The 20160-nt window shown below is 72.9% G+C and carries 19 protein-coding genes and 1 pseudogene; 12 read left to right on the top strand and 8 right to left on the bottom strand.

Features of this window, described 5'->3' with window-relative positions; translation table 11 throughout:
• Positions 1-268: 268 nt before the first annotated feature.
• From ABLM29_RS16165 to ABLM29_RS16155, 3 genes are all read right to left on the bottom strand, one after another.
• On the bottom strand, positions 269-790 hold the full coding sequence (locus ABLM29_RS16165) for a hypothetical protein (protein ID WP_349715249.1): 522 nt from the start codon (positions 788-790) through the stop codon (positions 269-271).
• A 413-nt stretch (positions 791-1203) separates the two neighbouring features.
• Complete coding sequence (locus ABLM29_RS16160; RefSeq protein ID WP_349715247.1) at positions 1204-1773, bottom strand: hypothetical protein; 570 nt, start codon at positions 1771-1773, stop codon at positions 1204-1206.
• Between the two features lie 150 nt (positions 1774-1923).
• Positions 1924-2412, bottom strand: coding sequence for an SMI1/KNR4 family protein (locus ABLM29_RS16155; protein WP_349715246.1), 489 nt, complete (start codon positions 2410-2412; stop codon positions 1924-1926).
• Positions 2413-2545: 133 nt separating this feature from the next.
• Between ABLM29_RS16155 and ABLM29_RS16150 the strand changes: the two genes are divergently transcribed.
• Entirely contained in the window at positions 2546-2989 is a 444-nt protein-coding gene (locus ABLM29_RS16150; RefSeq protein WP_349715244.1) for a DUF7668 domain-containing protein, read from the top strand.
• A gap of 72 nt (positions 2990-3061) precedes the next feature.
• Here the strand turns inward: ABLM29_RS16150 and ABLM29_RS16145 are convergent, their stop codons facing one another.
• Genes ABLM29_RS16145 through ABLM29_RS16130 form a run of 4 tightly spaced genes read right to left on the bottom strand, consistent with a single transcriptional unit; the run spans position 3062 to position 6163 of the window.
• Positions 3062-3451, bottom strand: coding sequence for a type II toxin-antitoxin system VapC family toxin (locus ABLM29_RS16145; protein ID WP_349715243.1), 390 nt, complete (start codon positions 3449-3451; stop codon positions 3062-3064).
• Positions 3448-3702: a FitA-like ribbon-helix-helix domain-containing protein gene (locus ABLM29_RS16140; RefSeq protein WP_349715242.1), complete on the bottom strand. Its 255-nt coding sequence runs from the start codon at positions 3700-3702 to the stop codon at positions 3448-3450. The genes ABLM29_RS16145 and ABLM29_RS16140 overlap by 4 nt, the downstream gene beginning before the upstream one ends.
• A gap of 3 nt (positions 3703-3705) precedes the next feature.
• Positions 3706-4932: a serine hydrolase domain-containing protein gene (locus tag ABLM29_RS16135; RefSeq protein ID WP_349715240.1), complete on the bottom strand. Its 1227-nt coding sequence runs from the start codon at positions 4930-4932 to the stop codon at positions 3706-3708.
• A gap of 4 nt (positions 4933-4936) precedes the next feature.
• On the bottom strand, positions 4937-6163 hold the full coding sequence (locus tag ABLM29_RS16130) for a GAF domain-containing protein (RefSeq protein WP_349715239.1): 1227 nt from the start codon (positions 6161-6163) through the stop codon (positions 4937-4939).
• A gap of 170 nt (positions 6164-6333) precedes the next feature.
• Between ABLM29_RS16130 and ABLM29_RS16125 the strand changes: the two genes are divergently transcribed.
• From ABLM29_RS16125 to htpX, 10 genes and pseudogenes are all read left to right on the top strand, one after another.
• A complete protein-coding gene (locus tag ABLM29_RS16125; protein WP_349715238.1) occupies positions 6334-8187 on the top strand; it encodes an NAD(P)-binding domain-containing protein in 1854 nt (617 codons plus the stop codon).
• 141 nt (positions 8188-8328) lie between these two features.
• Positions 8329-9651: pseudogene (locus ABLM29_RS16120) on the top strand (nicotinate phosphoribosyltransferase); the annotation flags it as partial.
• Positions 9652-9654: 3 nt separating this feature from the next.
• Complete coding sequence (locus ABLM29_RS16115) at positions 9655-10212, top strand: isochorismatase family protein (RefSeq protein WP_502889251.1); 558 nt, start codon at positions 9655-9657, stop codon at positions 10210-10212.
• A complete protein-coding gene (locus ABLM29_RS16110; RefSeq protein ID WP_349715236.1) occupies positions 10209-10910 on the top strand; it encodes an NUDIX hydrolase in 702 nt (233 codons plus the stop codon). Before ABLM29_RS16115 ends, ABLM29_RS16110 begins: the two co-directional genes overlap by 4 nt.
• 51 nt (positions 10911-10961) lie before the next feature.
• Positions 10962-11348 carry an ArsR/SmtB family transcription factor gene (locus ABLM29_RS16105; protein WP_349715234.1) on the top strand — a complete coding sequence of 129 codons (387 nt, stop codon included), beginning with the start codon at positions 10962-10964 and terminating at the stop codon, positions 11346-11348.
• Positions 11345-11854: an SRPBCC family protein gene (locus ABLM29_RS16100; protein ID WP_349715232.1), complete on the top strand. Its 510-nt coding sequence runs from the start codon at positions 11345-11347 to the stop codon at positions 11852-11854. Before ABLM29_RS16105 ends, ABLM29_RS16100 begins: the two co-directional genes overlap by 4 nt.
• A 74-nt stretch (positions 11855-11928) precedes the next feature.
• The gene (locus ABLM29_RS16095) at positions 11929-12261 is read left to right on the top strand and encodes a TfoX/Sxy family protein (protein ID WP_349715230.1); all 333 of its coding nucleotides are present in this window, start codon (positions 11929-11931) and stop codon (positions 12259-12261) included.
• 74 nt (positions 12262-12335) lie between these two features.
• Positions 12336-16919, top strand: coding sequence for an ATP-dependent helicase (locus tag ABLM29_RS16090; protein ID WP_349715229.1), 4584 nt, complete (start codon positions 12336-12338; stop codon positions 16917-16919).
• 32 nt (positions 16920-16951) lie between these two features.
• Positions 16952-17752, top strand: a complete 801-nt coding sequence (locus tag ABLM29_RS16085) for a DNA-formamidopyrimidine glycosylase family protein (protein WP_349715227.1) — start codon at positions 16952-16954, stop codon at positions 17750-17752.
• A 78-nt stretch (positions 17753-17830) separates the two neighbouring features.
• Positions 17831-18709: a zinc metalloprotease HtpX gene (gene htpX, locus ABLM29_RS16080; RefSeq protein ID WP_349715225.1), complete on the top strand. Its 879-nt coding sequence runs from the start codon at positions 17831-17833 to the stop codon at positions 18707-18709.
• Between the two features lie 204 nt (positions 18710-18913).
• Here htpX and ABLM29_RS16075 read toward each other — a convergent pair whose 3' ends face one another.
• Positions 18914-19225, bottom strand: coding sequence for a helix-turn-helix domain-containing protein (locus ABLM29_RS16075; protein ID WP_349715224.1), 312 nt, complete (start codon positions 19223-19225; stop codon positions 18914-18916).
• 279 nt (positions 19226-19504) lie between these two features.
• On the opposite strand from ABLM29_RS16075, the gene ABLM29_RS16070 reads away from it, so the two are divergent.
• Complete coding sequence (locus ABLM29_RS16070; protein ID WP_349715222.1) at positions 19505-20098, top strand: hypothetical protein; 594 nt, start codon at positions 19505-19507, stop codon at positions 20096-20098.
• The last annotated feature ends 62 nt before the right edge of the window (positions 20099-20160 follow it).

The following is a 20160-nucleotide window of genomic DNA, read 5'->3' as shown; positions in this document are numbered from 1 at the left end:
CTCTGGCCACGATCCACCCTGCGCATCGTGCGCGCTGGACGGGTCGTGAACCGGTCAGGTGTCCGCGATGTCGTGAGACTCAATGTGTCCGCGATGTCCTGAGCCTCCACAACCCCGTATTCCGATGCTTCAGGCACACGACTCCGCTGTCCCGATGCTTCAAGCACACGACTCGGCCCGACGTACGACGTCGACGAGTGGCACATCGCCAGCCCGCTGACCGATCCGCTACTGGCGAAGCGGGGCATTGGGTGGGGCGGGCAACTCGCTATCGCCGCGAGCCGACCTTGCGGTGCCAGTGGGCCGCGTTGGCCGACGTCGTGCGAATGATCGCGTCAGCCTCGACCGGCGCAGGCCAGAAGTCGAGCTCGTACCAGTCCACCGGCCCTTCGGCGAACTCGCCGTCCGCGCCGGCGTCCCGGCCGCGCGCACCAACACGCACACGGTAGGCGCCGAAGGGGACTGGCAGCGATCCGCTTTCCTCGCTCGCCCAGGTGTTCCATGTCGGCTCGGCGCCCCGCGGGATCGAGACCGAGACCTCGACGACATCTTCCCAGTCCCCACGGAGCGGCGGTTCGGTGTCGTGCAGCACGATGCGAACGCGTGAACCTCCGGAGCGCCGGGCCAGGTTGACGTACAGACCTGCGCCCGTTGCGGCGCCAGCCAATCCGTTCTCCTGTTCAGCGAAGAAGCGATCGAAGTCCCCGTCGAATCCAAGATCGCCGCTCCAGATGAGGTCGAACTGGCCGTAGTCGGTAAGCACGAGCTCGTCGAAGAGCAGGGTCATCATGGACGGCAATGTCGCACGCTCGTGGCGAGCCGTGCCGGCGTTCCGAAATCGGATCCCCTGCGGGACTCCGCAGACTGATCAATGCCCGTCAGCTCCCGAGTCGCCGCGGTGTCCGGATCCCGTTCGGCGTGCGGTGCGCCGGGCACGGTCGGCAGCCGGTGGTGGGTCGTGTGCCCCAGACAGCGGAATCCCGATGCAGGAGGCACACGACCCCGCGCCGGAGCGGGGCCGGTCCGGGTCGTGTGCCCGAGAACCCGGAATACCGATGTCTCGGGCACACGACCGGCCCGAGCGTCGCAGACCCATTCCCTGCGGACGCAGCGGTCTGGCTGAGCGACTGATGAGCTGGCGCCGGGCCGGGTGACCGGATGAAGTTCGGCTTGCGGGCCGCCGGTGCTGTTGGAGAACGGCTACTACAGATCGCGGTTCTCGGCGCCCTGGGCGAGGTCTGACCAGAATGGCACATAGGTCCGATCCGGCGACGGATGGAGCGGCGAGACGCGGAACTCGCGAGCCACGTAGTCGAGGAGGTCGTCTCCGAATAGGACGACGTCGGCCTGATGGACAGAGAAGACGGGGCTGGGGGCGAAGTGCGGATCTGCCGTCAGGTACCGATGCGAGAAGACCGGGACGAGCCGAGGCACCCGGGCGAGACGCATGCGGGCTTCACCCTCCCGTTCTTCCTTGCCGTCCGGCCGATCGCCCCAGGAAGCTGGCCAGAAATCGTTGTGGCACACGTCAAAGACGACGCCATCGATCGGCCAGTTGAGTCGTCCCCGCAGGCCATCCTCGGCGCCGTTGCGCCAGTCCGGCCACGACTTCCCCACCGGCAACGCCGACTGGAGGAACTCACGATGCTCTGGTCCGAATGTGAAGCCGAACCTCTCCTCGACCCGCGACATCTCCTTGTCCGAGAGGCCCGGGTCGAGTCGAACTCCACCGTCGCGCAGACGTTGGATCGTCCGAGCGACAAGGTCTGGCATGCGGCGATCATCCCGCATCGGAGCGCCCACGCCCCCGAGGCCTTGTGGTTGTGTCCGATTGGCCAACTGTGCGCTGGAAAGGGATCCGCCATCTGCACGCTCCGCGTGACCATCGACCATCGGAACGATTGGGGGGGTATCCGACGACGCCTACTCGAAGTCGGCTGAAGGCACCAGTCCGGAGATGAAGGTCGCGAGATCGGGTGCGATCGGCGTGATCTGGTAGCCCACCTCCTGGTCGACGTGCACAACGCTGGGCTCACCCGGCGATCGATAGTCCAACGCGATCATGTCGTGTCCAGCGGTGGGAGTGTCTGCGAAGTAGATGCCGATGTCGGGATATCCCCACTCGCGAATCCAGAAGCGGTTGCCGAACTCACCGCACAAGCTGAAGGGCGCGGTACGCCCGATGGCTGCGATCGCCTTGACCCCCACATGGTCCGGTGCCCAACTCGTGGACACCTGAGTCGGATAGGCATCCCTCGCGAGGTCACCGCCGTTGTGCACAAGCGCGAGGTCGACGTAGGCAGCCGGCAACCGAACGCCCAGCTCCACCTCGATCGCCTGGACGAGACCCAACTGCGGCACGGGCTCATACGGGATCGTCCGTTCTAGGAACAAACCGATGCTGTGCTGCACGACTGGAACCTATCCCGGACCACTTCGCCGGCGTTTGGCACTAGCGACAGGGCGGCGCCGATCGACTTCGGTCCGCCCAATCCCGAATGACGTTCGGCCTACGGCGCGTCCGCTCATGCCTGGATTCGGGCCAATGCCGCTGCTGTCACGAGATGAGGTCGGCGGCAGTGGTTCGATGGCACCCGTGACGCGAGGCGACTTGACCCCTCCAATCAAGGACGGCGAGCGGGAACGGCCCGTGCCTGAAGTCTGGCGGCCCACCCTGTCGGCGATAGTCGAATCCCTAGCGCGTGAGGACGTCATCGTCGCGACCGAAGTGCCCGGGGTGGAGCCGGTGTCTGAGGCTTTGTCGGAGATGTGCCTGGAGGCGGTGGCCGAATACGGAGGAATCACCCTCGTTCCGCTTCCGAAGGACGCTTGGGACACGTCGGTCTGTCTGTGGCAAGGAGACCGGTGGCAGTGCCTCGTCGATCTCTGGACTGCACAAGAGGGCCGGTGCGACCTCGTCCTTGACGTCGATGTCTTCGAAGACGACTCCGGCTATCGCTATTCGGTGAACTTGGTGTACGTGCCGTAGGCGGACCAGTGCATGTCGCGATATGTGCCACCGCCGAGCAATCGGCCGCGGAGCGTGTCAGAGGCCGATCGGCTATAGGACACGGACCTCGACCGAGTGTCCGCTACTGCGGGCCAAGCGAGCGTCCCTGGTGAGGAGCGGGCAGTCGAGGGCCTCGGCCAGCGCGATGTAGGCGGCGTCGTAGGCGCTCTGATTCGCGCGAAGGCTGAACGACCGCAGCCGCAGAGCGGGCGCGCTCGGCCACCGCTCTACGGGCAGGGCATCGAAGTCGGCCAAGGCGTCGGTCGCTCGGGCATCGCTGAGATGGCCTCCGAGCGTGAGTCCACGAAGGGCTGAGACCACCTCGAAGTCGAGCAGGGAAGGCGCATGCAGGTCGCCTGCGCCCAACTCGTCCCGCAGGCGTTCGCTGCCGTCGACCATGGTGAGCGCATCGACCACGGCGGCGGAATCGACGACGATCACGCAGACCGACGTCCGACGTCACCGTCACGATCAGCTCGAGCAGTGGCGACCACTTCCTGTGCCGACGCGGTCGCGCGCTCGCTGCGACGAGCTGCTCGGTCGAGGACCTCGGCAACTGTCGGGCGACTGACCTCCCGGTCGATCAGCTCGAGCAGGTAGGCGTTCAGTGACTGTCCCCGTGCGGCGGCGCGCGACTTGAGTTCACGACGCGACTCGTCGGGGACATCTCGGATCTGGAGCAAGGAGCCCATGTATCAAGAATAGCTCGGAACTAATACGGAGTGCATTGATCTGCCACAGGCGCCATGGACACGGCGGATCCGTTCCCGCATCACGATCGGCTTGCGGGCCTCTGACGTGCCTGGGCAAAGCGACGCGACCACGGCGCCCTCCTTGAACCGCGGTTGGCCAACCCCTCGCGGCCGGAACTCCGCCCGCACGGCCTCCCACACTGCCTCGCCCCGGTCGAACCCGCCGAGCCCCCGCGTGACGTAGGCAGCGCCGTACCCCGCCGCCGGTTCCGCCCACGCCGAGCAGCCCCCGGCGCCGCCCATCCCGATCTCCGCCCGGCCGTCCTCGACGTCGACCTGGAAGCCGGGGGTCCAGGTGACGGGTCGATCGATGACCAGGTCGTGCCCCGTCGCCGCGGGCTCGGTGTAGGCGCGCCACAGGTCGGCGCCGAGGCGCTGGCCGACGAGGCCGCCGGGCCGCCGGACGTCGTCGTAGAAGGTCGCCAGCGCGAGCGCCGAGGCGTGCAGCGAGACGGCCGGGAACGGCGTACGGCGGAAGCGCTCGGAGTTGAGCACGTCCGGGTCGAGCAGGCCGGGCGGGCGGCTGAGGGCGGGGCTCCAGCGCGGATCGGCGAGGTACGCCGACCGCCAGCCCTCCTGCGACTCGACGACCGTCGCGACGCGTCCGAGGTCGGTGGGCCCCACCCGGAGGTGGAGGTCCCAGCCGGCCTCTCCCGCGATCCGCGCGAACCGCTCGTCGAGGGCCTCCCCGGTGGCCCGGCGCAGCACCTCGTCGAGCAGGTGGCCGTAGGTCAGGGCGTGCTCGGCCACCGCGGCGCCGGGCGGGTGGACCGGCGGCGCGGCGGCGAGCAGCGCCACCAGGGCCTCCCGGTCGTCGTACCCGACCTCCGCCGCCGCCTCCGGGAACGCCGGCAGCCCCGCCTGGTGGCACAGCAGGTGGCGCACGGTCGTGGCCCCCTTGCCGGCGACGCCGAACTCCGGCCAGACCGAGGCGACCGGCTCGTCGAGGCCGAGCGACCCCGCGCGCACCGCGTCCAGGACGGCGAGCGCGGCGAACGGCTTGGCGACCGAGTAGGTCATCACCAGGGTGTCCGAGCTCCATGCCCCCACCCCGTCGCGGGTGCCCACGCAGTGGTCCACCTCGACCACCCCGTCCCGTACGACGGCGACCGCCCCGCCGGGCTCGGCCCCCGACGCGGCGAGGCGGTCGAGGGCGTCGGCGGGCAGCACGCGACTAGCCTGCCGGAGGCTGCTCGCTGAGCACCACCAGCTCGACCGAGGCGGCGATCCGGTACGGCTGGGTGTCCACCAGCGCGCCGACGGCCTTCCGCAGCCGCGACAGCTCGGCGCGGACGGTGACCTCGTGGTCGGCGTCGCCGTAGAGCGCCGTGCTCAGCGTTCGGGCCGTGACGCCCGCGGTCCCGGCCGCGGCCACCAGGCGCAGCAGCTCGACGTGGCGCCGGGTGAGCTGGCGCCGCCAGCCGTCGGAGTCCGCGTCCACGCTCAGCACGCCGGTGGCGAGGTCGAGCCGCGCGCGCAGCAGGCGCTCCGTGTGCCCCGGGCGCAGCAGCCAGCCGTGGTCGGCGAACCGCTCCGGCAGGCACAGCCCGACGCCCGGGATCGCCAGCGGCTGCCCCTCGACGGGCGCCGCGGTGCGCTCGTGCCCGCCGACGCCGCGCCGGTGGGCCACCCAGCCCAGGTCGTCGACGACGAGCGCGGGTCCGCTGGAGCCGGCGAGCAGCGGCTCGGCGTGGCGGCGGAGCAGCTCGAGCCGGTCGGCGTGCAGCCGCAGCAGCCTCGCCTCGGCGAGCCTGACCGCGCTCTCCACCAGCATCCGGATCGCGGGGTGGAGCGTCAGGGCGGGCCCGCTCACGTCGACGACGCCGATCAGCCGGCCGGTGCGCGGGTCGTGGATCGGCCAGGCGCTGCAGTACCAGGGGTGCTGGGCGTTCTCGTAGTGCTCGGCGGAGAAGAGCTCGACCGGCGCGGACTCGGCCAGCGCGGTGCCGATGGCGTTGGTGCCGACGGCGCCCTCGGTCCAGGTGGCGCCCTCGGCGAACCCGAGGACGTCGGCTTGCCGGCGTACCCGGCTGGAGCCCTCGCGCCACAGCACGACGCCGTCGGCGTCGGTGACGACCATCAGGAACGCCGAGGCGTCGGCGACGGAGGTGAGGACGTGGCGCAGCTCGTCGATCACCAGGTGGAGCGCCGATCCGGCGCGACGGCGCTCGACCTCGGCGGCGGGCAACGGGTCGCGGCTGCCGCCCGCGTCGGCGTCCAGGCCCATGCCCATCACCCGCTGCCAGGAGCGCGCCACGACCGCACGGGGACGGGCGTCGGGGTGCAGGCCGGACAGGATCGCGTCGTGCAGGACCCGCAGCTCGCGCGCGCGGACCGACAGGTCGGTGCCGGCACCGACCGCCGCGTGCCCGCCGACGCGGGCGCTGGGCTCCCCGCTCATCGCGCTCCTTGGTGAGAGGACGAGCATAGGCGCGGGTGTGACCCCCGTCACTCCCTGGGTGCCGGAATGCAACACGGAGCAACGGTGGCGCACCCGCGCCGCCCGGGAGTGACATGTGAGGCACGCCACACGGCGACGTACTGCAGCAGCGACACCACGAAGGAGCCGGCATGACCCAGACCCTCGACCCCAGCACCGCGACGACCGAGACACCCGACACCGCCGAGCCCGGCCCGGCCGAGCGCGTCGACGCCTGGCTCGCCGCGTTCGAGGCGGCGCTGAGGGACGGCGACGGCGAGGCGGCCGCCGCGCTGTTCGCCACCGAGTGCTACTGGCGGGACCTGATCTCCTTCACCTGGAACATCAAGACCGTCGAGGGCCGCGACGCCGTGGCCGGGCTGGTCGACGCCACCGCGGCGACGACCGCCCCCAGCGGCTTCGCCACCACCGAGCCGCCCGAGGAGGCCGACGGCGTGGTGACCGCGTGGATCGGCTTCGAGACCGCCGCCGGCCGCGGCAACGGCCTGCTCCGGCTCAAGGAGGAGGACGGCGAGGACCGCGCCTGGACGCTGCTCACCGCGTTGTACGAGCTGAAGGGCCACGAGGAGCCGCGCGGTACCCACCGCCCGATGGGCGCCGAGCACGGCGCCAACAAGCACCGCCAGACCTGGAAGGAGCTCCGCCAGGAGGAGGCCGAGAGCCTGGGCTCGACGACCCAGCCCTACGTCCTCGTCGTCGGCGGCGGCCAGGGCGGCATCGCGCTCGGCGCCCGCCTGCGGCAGCTCGGCGTGCCGGCCCTGGTCGTCGACAAGCACCCGCGGCCCGGGGACCAGTGGCGCAACCGCTACAAGTCGCTCTGCCTGCACGACCCCGTCTGGTACGACCACCTGCCCTACCTGAAATTCCCCGACAACTGGCCGGTCTTCGCCCCCAAGGACAAGATCGGCGACTGGCTCGAGTTCTACGTGCGCGTCATGGAGGTGCCGTACTGGTCCGACACCTCGGTCACCAGCGCCCGCTGGTCCGAGGAGACCGGCGAGTGGACGGTCGAGCTCGAGCGCGACGGCCAGCCCCTCACGCTGCGTCCGACGCAGCTGGTCTTCGCCACCGGCATGTCCGGCAAGCCGCGGATGCCCGAGGTCCCCGGGATGGACGTCTTCCGCGGCGACGTGCACCACTCCTCCGCCCACCCCGGGCCGGACGCGTACGCCGGCAAGAAGGCCGTGGTGATCGGCTCGAACAACTCCGCGTTCGACATCTGCGGCGCGCTGTGGGAGCACGACGCGGACGTGACGATGGTGCAGAGGTCCTCGACGCACATCGTGAAGTCCGACTCCCTGATGGAGCTCGGACTGGGCGACCTCTACTCCGAGCGCGCGCTGGCCGCCGGCGTGACCACCGAGAAGGCGGACCTGATCTTCGCCTCGCTGCCCTACCGGATCCTGCACACCTTCCAGATCCCCGCCTACGAGGCGATGGCGAAGAAGGACAAGGAGTTCTACGACCGGCTCGAGGCATCCGGGTTCTGGCACGACTGGGGGGACGACGGCTCCGGGCTGTTCATGAAGTACCTCCGCCGCGGCTCCGGCTACTACATCGACGTCGGCTCCGCCGACCTGGTCGCGAACGGCGACGTGAAGCTCGCCCACGGCCAGATCGACCACCTGACCGAGGACGCCGTCGTGCTCGCCGACGGGACCGAGCTCCCGGCCGACGTGGTGGTCTTCGCCACCGGCTACAACTCGATGAACGGCTGGGTGGCCGACCTGGTGGACCAGGAGACCGCCGACCGGCTCGGGAAGTGCTGGGGCCTGGGCTCGGAGACCACCAAGGACCCCGGCCCCTGGGAGGGCGAGCAGCGCAACATGTGGAAGCCGACCCAGGTGACCAACCTCTGGATGCACGGCGGCAATCTCCACCAGTCCCGGCACTACTCGCTCTACCTGGCACTCCAGCTCAAGGCGCGCTACGAGGGCATCGACACGCCGGTCTACGGACTCCAGGAGGTGCACCACACCGGCTGAGGCGCGAGCCGCCGGCGCCCGTCACCAGACCCGCCGGCCGGACCGGTTGTCCCCCGTTCCCCGGTCCGGTCGGCGTACCACCTTGCACACTCCGCCAACCCTGTTACGGTCACAGTGACTACAACATGGAGGGGGCGGCGGATGGAGCGCACCGGCCTGCTGACGGACCGCTACGAGCTCACCATGCTCGACTCCTGGGTCCGCGACGGCAGCGTCGACCACCCCGCGGTCTTCGAGGTCTTCGCCCGCAGGCTGCCGGGGGGACGGCGCTACGGCATGGTCGCCGGACAGGGGCGACTGCTCCCGCTGATCGAGGCGTTCACGTTCGACGCCGACGAGGTCGCGTGGCTGCAGGAGGATGGGGTGGTCGGCCCCGAGACCGCCGCCTACCTGCGCGACTTCCGGTTCCGCGGCGACGTCGACGGCTACCCCGAGGGCGACCTCTACTTCCCCGACTCCCCCGTCCTCACGGTGCGCGGCACGCTCGGCGAGTGCGTCGTCCTGGAGACTCTGATCCTCAGCGTGCTCAACCACGACACCGCCGTCGCCAGCGCCGCCGCCCGGATGGTCCACGCGGCCGCCGGCCGGCCGATCATCGAGATGGGTGGGCGCCGCACCCACGAGGAGGCGGCGGTCGCCGCCGCCCGCGCGGCCTACCTGGCCGGGTTCGCCTCGACCAGCAACCTGGCCGCCGGACGGCGCTTCGGCATCCCCACCGTCGGCACCGCGGCCCACGCCTTCACGCTCGCCCACGACAGCGAGGAGGCGGCGTTCCGCAGCCAGGTCGCCGCGATGGGCACCGGCACCACCCTGCTGGTCGACACCTACGACATCGCCGAGGGCATCCGCACGGCCGTCCGGGTCGCCGGCACCGGCCTCGGCGCCGTCCGGATCGACTCCGGCGACCTCGCCGACGAGGCGGCGAAGGCGCGGGCGCTGCTCGACGACCTCGGCGCCACCGGCACCCGGGTCGTCGCCACCAGCGACCTCGACGAGTTCGTGATGGCCGCGTTGGCCGACGCCCCGATCGACGGGTACGGCGTCGGCACACGCGTCGTCACCGGATCGGGCCACCCCACGGCGAGCATGGTCTACAAGCTGGTCGCGGTCGGCGACGCGCCCGGCGGCACGCTCCGGCCGGTCGAGAAGAGGTCGGCCGCGAAGCACTCGACCGGCGGCGCGAAGCGCGCGTGGCGCCGGTACGACGGCGCGACGCTCGCCGCCGAGTGGTTCACCACCGGCGGCCCGGCGCCGGAGGGGGCGACGCCCGTCCAGGTGCCGCTGGTCCGCGACGGATCCACCGTCCACACCCCGTCCCTGGAGCGGGTGCGGGCCCGCGCTGCCGCCGCGCTCGCGTCCCTCCCCCACGACGTCCGCGGCGTCGCCGCGGGCGAGCCCTACCTCACCGTCCGAGAGGAGCAGCAGATGAGCAGCAGCCCCGAGGCCACCGGCAGCACCGCCCTGATCGTGGTCGACGTGCAGAACGACTTCGTGGAGGGCGGCTCGCTCGGCGTCGACGGCGGCCGCGCGGTCGCCACCCGGATCAGCGAGCACCTCGCCGACCACGCGGGCGACTACGCGGTGATCGCCGCGTCCCGCGACTGGCACCACGGCGGCGACACCAACGGCGGCCACTTCGCCGAGCCCGGCGAGGAGCCCGACTTCGTGACCACCTGGCCCGTGCACTGCGTCTCCGACGCTCCCGGGTCGGACTACGCGCCCGAGCTGGTCACCGACGCGGTCACGCACCACGTCGTGAAGGGCATGGGCGTGCCGGCGTACTCGGCGTTCGAGGGGGTCACCGACGGCGGCGAGCACCTCGCGGACGTGTTGCGCGCGGCCGGCGTGGCGACGGTCGAGGTCAGCGGGATCGCCACCGACTACTGCGTGCGGGCCACCGCCCTGGACGCCCGCAGGGCCGGCTTCGCGGTCCGCCTGCTCGACGGCCTGCACGCCGGTGTCGCGCCGGAGAGCTCGGCGGCCGCGCTGGAGGAGATGGCGGCCGCGGGCGTGGAGCTGGGATGACCACCCACCCGCCGTTCGCGGTGGCCGTCGACCTGGCGGTCTTCACCATCCGCGACGGCGCGCTGGCGGTCCTCCTGGTCGAGCGTGGCGACCCGCCGTACGCCGGCTCCTGGGCGCTGCCGGGCGGTTTCGTCGAGCCGGACGAGGACGCGGAGCAGGCGGCCTGGCGCGAGCTGGCCGAGGAGACGGGGGTCGAGCGCTTCGGGGGCCACCTGGAGCAGCTGCGGACCTACTCGGCGCCCGACCGGGACCCGCGGATGCGGGTCGTCTCGGTCGCCCACGTCGCGCTCGCGCCCGACCTCCCGGACCCGATCGCGGGCACCGACGCGGCCAGCGCGCGGTGGTGGGCGGTCGACGACCTGCTCGGCGACGGCCCGGACACCCCGACGCTGGCCTTCGACCACCGCACGATCCTGATCGACGCCCTGGAGCGGGTCCGGGCGAAGCTGGAGTACACGACCCTGGCCACCGAGTTCGTGGCCGAGCCGTTCACGCTGCCCGAGCTGCGCCGTGTCTACACCGCGGTCTGGGGGACGCCGCCGGACCTGGGCAACTTCCGCCGCAAGGTGCTGGGGACCGAGGGCTTCGTGGTGCCCACCGACGCGCGGGGCGAGGCGTCCGGGTCCGGCGGCCCGCGCGCGCTGCTCTACCGGCGCGGCCCGGCCTCGCTCATCCAGCCGCCGATGGTGCGCGGCTGATCCTCAACCAGACGGTTGACAACGGGCCATCCGCGGCGTGTACTCAACCACATGGTTGAGGAAGCGGAACGGCTCTCCCGGGTCTTCGCGGCCCTCGCCGACCCGACCCGGCGCGACATGGTCGCCCGGCTCACGGCCGGCGACGCGACCGTGAGCGACCTGGCGGCGCCGTACGGCGTCTCCCTGCAGGCCGTCTCCAAGCACCTCAGGGTGCTCGAGGAGGCGGGGGTGGTCAGCCGCACCCGCGACGCCCAGCGCCGACCCGTGCACCTGGACGCCGAGGTCTTCGACCTGATGACGAAGTGGATCGAGCGCTACCGGCAGCAGGCCGAGCAGCGCTACCGGCGGCTCGACGCGGTCCTGGCCGACCTCCAGGACGGCGAAGCCGACCTCACCGGGCCCAGCGCCACCGAACTCAGCGAAGGAGCAGCGGGATGAGAACTGCCGACGCGACCGCCACCGGCGGCACCACCATCGAGGCGGACCCCAGCGTCCCCACCGTCCGGATCGTCCGGGAGTTCGATGCTCCGCGCGAGCTCGTCTACCGGGCGCACGTCGACCCCGAGCTGATCGCGCGGTGGCTCGGACCCCGGTCGACCGACATGCGGATCGAGACCTGGGACATGCGGACCGGCGGCGAGTATCGCTACACCGCGGTCCGCGACGGCGAGGAGATCGCCCACTTCTACGGCTCGGTGCACCGGGTCACCGAGAACGAGCGGATCGTGCAGACCTTCGGCTTCGAGGAGGCGCCCGACGCGGTCAGCCTCGACACGCTGACGCTGAGCGACCTGCCGGGCGGCCGGGCCCGGCTGGAGATCCTCTCCCTCGTCCACGACTTCGCCGCGCGGGACGCGATGCTGGCCAGCGGCATGGAGCGGGGCATGAACGACGGCTACGCGAAGCTCGACGCCCTGCTCGCCGGGCTGCGGCCCGACGCGTGAGGCGCGAGTCGGCAGGAAGTTTCTGCCGACTCGCGGTCGGGGTGGGTGTCGGTGGCACGTCCTAGCGTCGGACCATGGCGTACGACGAGGCGTTGGCGGACCGGATCCGGGACCATCTCGAGGGGTCGCCCGGGCTGAGCGAGAAGAAGATGTTCGGCGGGCTGGCGTTCCTGCTCGGCGGCAACATGGCGGTGGTGGCGAGCGGCCAGGGCGGCCTGATGGTCCGCGTCGGGCCCGACGCCGCGCCCGGGCTGCTGGCGGGCACCCCGGCGGTCCAGGTGGAGATGCGCGGGCGGCCGATGAACGGCTGGCTCCGCGTCCCCGCCGAGCACCTCGACGAGGACGCCGACCTGGAGACGTGGGTCGAGCGCGGCGCGGAGTTCGCGCGACTGCTGCCGTCCAAGTAGCGCGAGTCGGCAGAAACTTTCTGCCGACTCGCGCCTGCGGTGGGGCTGTCGGAGCCGTGCGCCAGACTGGCCCCGTGCCCGACTCCCCCGCCGCCGACCCGCTGGGGTCGTTCAGCGAGCCGACCCGGACCTGGTTCCGGGCCGCGTTCGCCGAGCCCACCCCCGCGCAGGCCGGCGCCTGGGACGCGATCGGCCGCGGGCAGCACACCCTGGTCGTGGCGCCCACCGGATCGGGGAAGACGCTGAGCGCCTTCCTGGCCTCGCTCGACCGCCTGCTCACCTCGGACCCGCCCGCCGAGCGCAAGCACCGCACCCGGGTCCTCTACGTCTCACCGCTGAAGGCGCTGGCCGTCGACGTCGAGCGCAACCTGCGGGCCCCGCTGGCGGGGATCCGGCAGACCGCCGCGCGCCTCGGCGGTGGCACCGACGCCGGCCTCCACGACGTGGAGATCGGCGTCCGCTCCGGCGACACGACCGCGGCCGACCGGCGTCGACTCGGCACCCGCCCGCCGGACATCCTGATCACGACGCCCGAGTCGCTCTTCCTGATGCTGACCTCCCAGGCGCGCGAGACGCTCGACGGCATCGAGACGGTCATCGTGGACGAGGTGCACGCCGTGGCCGGCACCAAGCGCGGCGCCCACCTGGCGCTCAGCCTGGAGCGGCTCGACGCCCGGCTGCGCAGGCCGGCGCAGCGCGTCGGGCTGTCGGCGACGGTCCGCCCGACCGAGGAGGTCGCGCGCTTCCTCGGCGGCAGCGCGCCGGTCGAGATCGTCGCGCCGCCCGCGCACAAGGCGTGGGACCTGAGCGTCGTGGTCCCGGTCGAGGACATGACGGACCTGCCGCGCGCGCAGGAGCCGGACCCCTCCGGGTTCGACCTCGACGAGGAGCTCGGCAACCCCGCCACCGCCGCCAGCATCTGGCCCCACGTGGAGCAGCGGGTGGCCGACCTGATCGGGCACCACACCTCGACGATCGTCTTCACCAACGGCCGCCGCACGGCGGAGCGGCTGACCGCCCGCCTCAACGAGATCGCCGCCGACGTCTCCGCGCAGGGCGTCGCCCCGCCCGCACAGATCATGGCTCAGGCCGGCGCGTCGGCCGGCGCCGCGCCGCTGATGGCGCGCACCCACCACGGCTCGGTCTCCAAGGAGCAGCGGGCGCTGGTCGAGGACGACCTGAAGTCCGGCCGGCTGCCCGCGGTGGTGGCCACCAGCAGCCTCGAGCTCGGCATCGACATGGGCGCGGTGGACCAGGTGCTCCAGATCGCCTCCCCTCCCAGCGTGGCGAGTGCCCTGCAGCGCGTGGGCCGCGCCGGCCACCAGGTCGGGGAGGTCTCCCGCGGCGTCTTCTTCCCCCAGCACCGCGGCGACCTCGTGCCGGCGGCCGTCTCGGTGTCGCGCATGCGCACCGGCGGGATCGAGGCGCTCCGCGTGCCGGCCAACCCGCTGGACGTGCTGGCCCAGCACATCGTCTCGGCGGTTGCGTTGGAGTCCTGGCCGGTCGAGGAGCTCTTCGACCTGGTCCGGCGCAGCGCACCGTTCTCCGGCCTGCCCCGGTCCGCCTTCGAGGCGGTGCTGGACCTGCTCTCGGGGCGCTACCCGAGCGACGAGTTCGCCGAGCTGCGGCCGCGGATCACCTGGGACCGGGTGACCGGCGAGCTGGCCGGCCGGCCGGGCGCCCAGCGGCTCGCCGTGACCAGTGGCGGCACCATCCCCGACCGCGGCCTGTTCGGTGTCTTCCTGGCGGGCGAGGGCAGCAACCGGCGGGTGGGCGAGCTGGACGAGGAGATGGTCTACGAGAGCCGGGTCGGCGACGTCTTCGCGCTCGGCGCCACCAGCTGGCGGATCGAGGACATCACCCACGACCGGGTGATCGTCACCCCCGCCCCCGGGGTGCCCGCACGGCTGCCGTTCTGGAAGGGCGACAACCCCGGCCGCCCCGCCGAGCTGGGCGAGGCGATCGGCGCGTTCACCCGCGAGGTCGGCGCACTGCCCGGCGAGGAGGCGCGCGCCCGCGCCCGGTCCGAGGGCCTGGACGAGTACGCCGCCACGAACCTGGTCGCCTACCTGCACGAGCAGGCCGAGGCGACGCGCGTGCTGCCCAGCGACACCACGCTGCTGCTGGAGCGGTTCCGCGACGAGCTCGGCGACTGGCGACTGGTGCTGCACTCGCCGTACGGGACCTCGGTGCATGCGCCGTGGGCGTTGGCGATCAACGCGCGGCTGCGGGAGCGGTACGGCGTGGACGGCCAGGCGATGGCCGCCGACGACGGGATCGTGATCCGGATCCCCGACACCGACGCCGAGCCGCCGACGGCCGACCTGGTGGTCTTCGAGCCCGACGAGATCGAGGACCTGGTCACCCGCGAGGTGGGCGGCTCGGCGCTGTTCGCGGCCCGGTTCCGTGAGTGTGCGGCCCGCGCCCTGCTGCTGCCGCGCCGCGACCCCGGCCGACGCTCGCCGCTGTGGCAGCAGCGCCAGCGCGCGGCGGCGCTGCTCGAGGTGGCCAGCCGCTACCCGGCGTTCCCGATCCTGCTGGAGACGGTCCGCGAGTGCCTCAACGACGTCTACGACCTGCCCGGCCTGGTCGGGCTGCTGCGGCGCATCGACCAGCGGTCCGTGGGGGTGACCGAGGTCGAGACCACCCAGCCCTCGCCGTTCGCGCGGACGCTGCTGTTCGGCTACGTGGCGCAGTACCTCTACGAGGGCGACTCCCCCATCGCCGAGCGGCGGGCGGCGGCGCTCACCCTCGACCAGGGGCTCCTCGCCGAGCTGCTCGGACGCGCCGAGCTGCGCGAGCTGCTCGATCCCGAGGTGCTGCTCGAGGTCGAGGCCGAGCTCCAGCGGACCGCCCCGGACCGGCGCGCCCGCGACGCCGAGGGCCTGGTCGACCTGCTCCGCCTGGTCGGCCCGCTGACCGAGGGCGAGGTGCGCGCCCGGACGGTGGAGGGGGTCCCGTACGCCAGCCTGCTCGCCGACCTCGTCCGCGCCCGGCGCGCGGTCGAGGTCCGAATGCCCTACGGCGACGCGTTCGCCGTCGTCGAGGACGTGGCCCGGCTCCGCGACGGACTCGGGGTGCCGGCGCCGCCGGGGATCGCCGCCGCCTTCACCGAGCCCGTCGACGACCCGCTGGCCGACCTCGTCGGCCGGTACGCGCGCACCCACGGCCCCTTCACGATCGGGCAGGTCGCCGCGCGGCTCGGGCTCGGGGTCGCGGTCGTGCGGCACACGCTGCTCCGCCTCGAGGCCCAGGGCCGGGTGATCTCCGGCGAGTTCCTGCCCACCGCCGGCGCCGAGGGCACCGAGTGGTGCGACGCCGAGGTGCTGCGCCGGCTGCGGCGCCGGAGCCTCGCCCGGCTGCGCCACGAGATCGAACCGGTGCCGCCGGCGGCGCTCGCGCGGTTCTCGCTGTCGTGGCACGGCCTCTCGACGACCCGGAGCGCGCTGCGCGGGGTCGACGGGGTGATCACGTGCGTCGACCAGCTCGGCGGCGCTCCCGTCCCCGCGTCCGCACTGGAGTCCCTCGTGCTCGGCGGCCGGGTCCGCGACTACGAGCCCGCGATGCTCGACGAGCTGACCGCGACCGGCGAGGTCGTCTGGGCCGGCCACGGACCGCTGGCCGGCGGCGACGGGTGGGTCTCCCTGCACCTGGCCGACCAGGCCCCGCTCTCGCTCCCCGAGCCCGGCGAGGTCGACGGGGTGCTGGCCGAGCGTGCGCTGGAGGCGCTGGCCCCGGGCGGCGCGTGGTTCTTCCGCCAGGTCGCCGACCAGGTCGCGGTCGCCTCGCGCGCCGCGGGCGACGACCTGCCGACCGACGACGCGCTCAGCGCGGCACTCTGGTCGCTGGTGTGGGCCGGGCGGCTCACCAACGACACCCTCGCCCCCCTGCGCGCGCTGACCCGGACCGGCCGGGCGGCGCACCGGACCCGCGCCACCGGTGCCCGCCCCGGGCGGCTGAGCCGCACCGGCCCACCCGAGACCGCAGGCCGGTGGTCGCTCCTGCCCGCGGTGGACCTCGACCCGACGCGCCGCGGCCACGCCACCGCCGAGCGGCTGCTGGCCCGACACGGCGTGGTCACCCGCGGGGCGGTGGTCAGCGAGGGGGTGGCGGGCGGCTTCGCCGCGGTCTACCGGGTGCTGTCCGCGTTCGAGGACTCTGGCCGCTGCCGCCGCGGCTACTTCGTCGAGGGGCTCGGGGCCGCCCAGTTCGCCGGCACCGGCGCCGTGGACCGGCTCCGCTCGTTCACCGGCCCGTCGGCCGGCGCCGCGGTCGGCGACAAGCCCGTCGCACTGGCGCTCGCCGCCACCGACCCGGCCAACCCGTACGGCGCCGCGCTGCCCTGGCCCGAGGTGGCCCAGGACGGCGGCCACCGGCCGGGACGCAAGGCGGGCGCGATCGTGGTGCTGGTCGACGGCGACCTGGTCCTCTACGTCGAGCGGGGCGGCCGGACGCTGCTCACCTGGAGCGAGGAGCCGGACCTGCTCGGGCCGGCCGCGGAGGCGCTGTCGACGACGGTGCGCCGCGGCAACCTCGGCCGCCTGACGGTGGAGCGGGCCGACGGCGTACCGCTCCTGGGGTCGTCCTCGCCGCTGAGGGACGCGCTCGGCTCGGCCGGCTTCGTGGCGACGCCGCGCGGGCTGCGGCTGCGGGGCTGACGTGGGCGGCGGGGCGCGGGCCGGGGTGAGCCGTGCCGGAGGGTGACACCGTCCGGCAGACGGCGGCCCGACTGGACCGCGCGCTGACGGGCCGGGAGCTGACCCACGCCGACCTCCGAGTGCCGCGGCACGCGACGGCGGACCTGGCCGGCGCGGAGGTGCTGGCCACCGTCCCGCGCGGCAAGCACCTGCTGACGCGGCTGCGGGTCCGCGACGAGGAGCTGACGCTGCACACGCACCTGAAGATGGAGGGGACGTGGCGGATCCACCGGGCCGGCGCGCGCTGGGAGCGTCCCGGGCACACGGCCCGCGTCGTGCTCGTCGCCGGCGAGGTCGAGGCGGTCGGGTTCTCCCTCGGCGCGGTCGACCTGGTGCGGACCGCCGACGAGTCGGCGGTCGTCGGCCACCTCGGACCGGACCTGCTCGACCCGGGGTGGGGCGCCGACCACCTGGCCGAGGCGCTGCGCCGGTTGCGCGCCGCCCCCGACCGGCCGCTGCGCAGCGCGCTGCTCGACCAGACCGACCTGGCCGGGATCGGCAACGTCTACGCGGCCGAGGTCTGCTTCCTGGCCGGCCTGCACCCGGAGACGCCGGTCGCCGCCGTACCGGACCTGGCCGCCGTGGTCGAGAGCGCGCACCGGCTCCTGGTCCTCAACGGCGACCGACCCCGGCGGGTGACGACCGGCGACCCGCGCTCGCCCTCGTGGGTCTACGGGCGGGCGCGCCAGCCGTGCCGCCGGTGCGGCACGCCGGTCCGCTCGGCCCAGAGCGGCGACCGTCCGGGGCAGGAACGGGTCAGCTACTGGTGCCCCGCCTGCCAGCCGGCGCCGTAGGCGCGACGGTGTGACGGGTGTGACGCGGGAGGCCGTCGCGCGCGGGAACGAGCGGGGCCCTCGGCGCGTTCCCCAGGTATGCACAGCCACTTCAACGGGCTCAAGACGGCCGGCCTCTTCGGAGCGATCTTCGGACTGCTCCTGCTGATCGGCGGGCTCATCGCCAGCAGCACCGGCAACGCGTCCTTCATCTGGATCTTCGCGCTGATCGGCGTCGGCACGACGGCGTACGGCTACTGGAACTCCGACAAGCTGGCGATCCGCGCGATGCGGGCCTACCCGGTGACCGAGCAGCAGCAGCCGGCGATGTACCGGATCGTGCGCGAGCTCTCGACGCGGGCCAACCAGCCGATGCCGAAGCTCTACGTCTCCCCGACCCAGGCGCCGAACGCGTTCGCCACGGGGCGGAACCCGCAGAACGCCGCCGTCTGCTGCACCGAGGGCATCCTCGGGCTGCTCGACGAGCGTGAGCTGCGCGGCGTGCTCGGCCACGAGCTGATGCACGTCTACAACCGCGACATCCTGACCGGGTCGGTCGCGGCAGCGATCGCCGGCGTCATCAGCTCGATCGCCCAGTTCCTCGCGTTCGCCTCCATCTTCGGCGGCGGCCGCGACGGCGACCGCCCGAACCCGCTGGTCCTCATCGCCACCTCGCTGCTGGCGCCCTTCGCCGCCGGCGTCATCCAGATGGCGATCAGCCGCACCCGCGAGTACGACGCCGACGAGGACGGCGCCAAGCTGACCAACGACCCGCTCGCGCTCGCCTCGGCGCTGCGCAAGCTCGAGACCGGCACCGCCCGCGCGCCGCTCGCGCCGACCCCGCAGCTGCAGAACGCCTCGCACATGATGATCGCGAACCCGTTCCGGCCCCAGGACGTGTCGAAGCTGTTCTCCACCCACCCGCCGATGGACGACCGCATCGCGCGGCTCGAGGCGATGGCCGGCGGGCGCCGCTGACCCTGCGTGGGGCGTCACGGCCCGTGGCGTGGGTCGTGTGCCTGAGGCACCGGCATATGGGGATCTGAGGCACACGACCCCACCCCAGCGCGCCACCAGCTCCACCGCGCGCCGCTCGTGTGCCTGAGGCACCCGCATACAGGGGTCTGAGGCACACGACCCCACCCCCAGCGGCGGGGGCAGCCGCACCGACCCGCAGCGACCTCAGGCGGCGGAGGCGACGACCTCGCCCGCGTGGGTGCGAGCGGTGATCGGCGTCGGCTCGGGCGCGGCGATGGCCGCCTCCTCGACCGCGACGGCGTCCGCGACGTCGCGGAGCACGTCGGAGAGCGGCACGGCGAGCGCCTCGCACAGGGAAGCCAGCAGCTCGGAGCTGGCCTCCTTCTGGCCGCGCTCGATCTCGGAGATGTAGCCGAGGCTCACCCGGGCTACACCGGAGACCTCGCGGAGGGTCAGACCCAGCTCCGCGCGGCGACCCCGCAGGACGTCGCCGAGACGCTGGCGGAACAACACCATCGCCGTCTCCTCTCCCTCTCCTCACCCCCAGTATCAGGGGTTGCGGGTGCAACGCTACCTGAGGCCTGGTTCTTCCGTATCGCCGACGCCGCGTGTCGGATCACGTCCGGCGCCCGGTCACGATCCGATCACGCCGGCATCACACCGTGATCGCGGCCACACCCCCGCATCGGTTTGTGTCCAAACCACCCCTTACTCTTCACCCGCTCCCATCAACTCGGACCATCCGGCCGGGGACTATGGCCCGGATGTCCGCCAAGACAGACAGTGAAGCAGGACATGAAGAAGCTCTCCCTCAAGTCGTCGGCCCTCCCGGTGGTGGCCGGCGCCGCCGTCCTCACCCTCCTCGGTGGCGTCGGTGGCGCCGTCGCGGCGAACGAGATCAACTCGCGCAGCATCGAGGACAACTCGATCCGCTCGGTCGACATCAAGGACGGCACGATCCGCAAGGCCGACCTCACCGAGCGGGCCCGCACCCAGTTCTCGGCCCAGGCCGGTCGCCCCGTCACCGAGGTGCTCCAGGGCGCCTACTACTCGGTGGCCAACTACAACGCCGGCAACACCAACGCCGGTGCGATCGCCACCGTCGCCTGCAAGGACGTGACCGACGTCGCTATCAGCGGTGGCGTGCAGGTCCTCGGCCTCGGCGAGGGCGCCAACAGCCGGAACACCCCGGTCTCCTCGTCCTTCCCGGGCCGGATGGACTGGAGCACCAACACCCCGCGCGAGGACCGCCTCGACGGCTGGATCGTGCAGTTCGGCGGCAACGCCGGCGCCACCTCGGACGTCTCCCCCGAGAACGTCAAGATCTGGACGCTGTGCGTGCCCGGCGCCGACGTCGTGGCCGAGGAGACCTACCGCCTCGTCGACTGATCGACCGCGCCGAACGCGCCCGTGGGCCGGAGACCTCGAGGTCTCCGGCCCACGGCCGTTCT

The sequence above is a fragment of the Nocardioides sp. YIM 152588 genome (genome assembly GCF_040191335.1).
In the GTDB taxonomy this organism is placed as follows: domain Bacteria; phylum Actinomycetota; class Actinomycetes; order Propionibacteriales; family Nocardioidaceae; genus Nocardioides.
This window is presented reverse-complemented; position numbering and strand designations above follow the sequence as displayed.

Excerpts from the sequence above, each read along its gene's own strand:
- htpX (WP_349715225.1), top strand. The coding sequence starts at position 17,831 with ATGCACAGCCACTTCAACGGGCTCAAGACGGCCGGCCTCTTCGGAGCG.
- ABLM29_RS16110 (WP_349715236.1), top strand. The coding sequence starts at position 10,209 with ATGACCACCCACCCGCCGTTCGCGGTGGCCGTCGACCTGGCGGTCTTC.
- ABLM29_RS16160 (WP_349715247.1), bottom strand. The coding sequence starts at position 1,773 with ATGCCAGACCTTGTCGCTCGGACGATCCAACGTCTGCGCGACGGTGGA.
- ABLM29_RS16165 (WP_349715249.1), bottom strand. The coding sequence starts at position 790 with ATGATGACCCTGCTCTTCGACGAGCTCGTGCTTACCGACTACGGCCAG.
- ABLM29_RS16150 (WP_349715244.1), top strand. The coding sequence starts at position 2,546 with ATGCCGCTGCTGTCACGAGATGAGGTCGGCGGCAGTGGTTCGATGGCA.
- ABLM29_RS16095 (WP_349715230.1), top strand. The coding sequence starts at position 11,929 with ATGGCGTACGACGAGGCGTTGGCGGACCGGATCCGGGACCATCTCGAG.
- ABLM29_RS16125 (WP_349715238.1), top strand. The coding sequence starts at position 6,334 with ATGACCCAGACCCTCGACCCCAGCACCGCGACGACCGAGACACCCGAC.
- ABLM29_RS16075 (WP_349715224.1), bottom strand. The coding sequence starts at position 19,225 with ATGGTGTTGTTCCGCCAGCGTCTCGGCGACGTCCTGCGGGGTCGCCGC.
- ABLM29_RS16100 (WP_349715232.1), top strand. The coding sequence starts at position 11,345 with ATGAGAACTGCCGACGCGACCGCCACCGGCGGCACCACCATCGAGGCG.
- ABLM29_RS16140 (WP_349715242.1), bottom strand. The coding sequence starts at position 3,702 with ATGGGCTCCTTGCTCCAGATCCGAGATGTCCCCGACGAGTCGCGTCGT.
- ABLM29_RS16130 (WP_349715239.1), bottom strand. The coding sequence starts at position 6,163 with ATGAGCGGGGAGCCCAGCGCCCGCGTCGGCGGGCACGCGGCGGTCGGT.
- ABLM29_RS16105 (WP_349715234.1), top strand. The coding sequence starts at position 10,962 with ATGGTTGAGGAAGCGGAACGGCTCTCCCGGGTCTTCGCGGCCCTCGCC.
- ABLM29_RS16070 (WP_349715222.1), top strand. The coding sequence starts at position 19,505 with ATGAAGAAGCTCTCCCTCAAGTCGTCGGCCCTCCCGGTGGTGGCCGGC.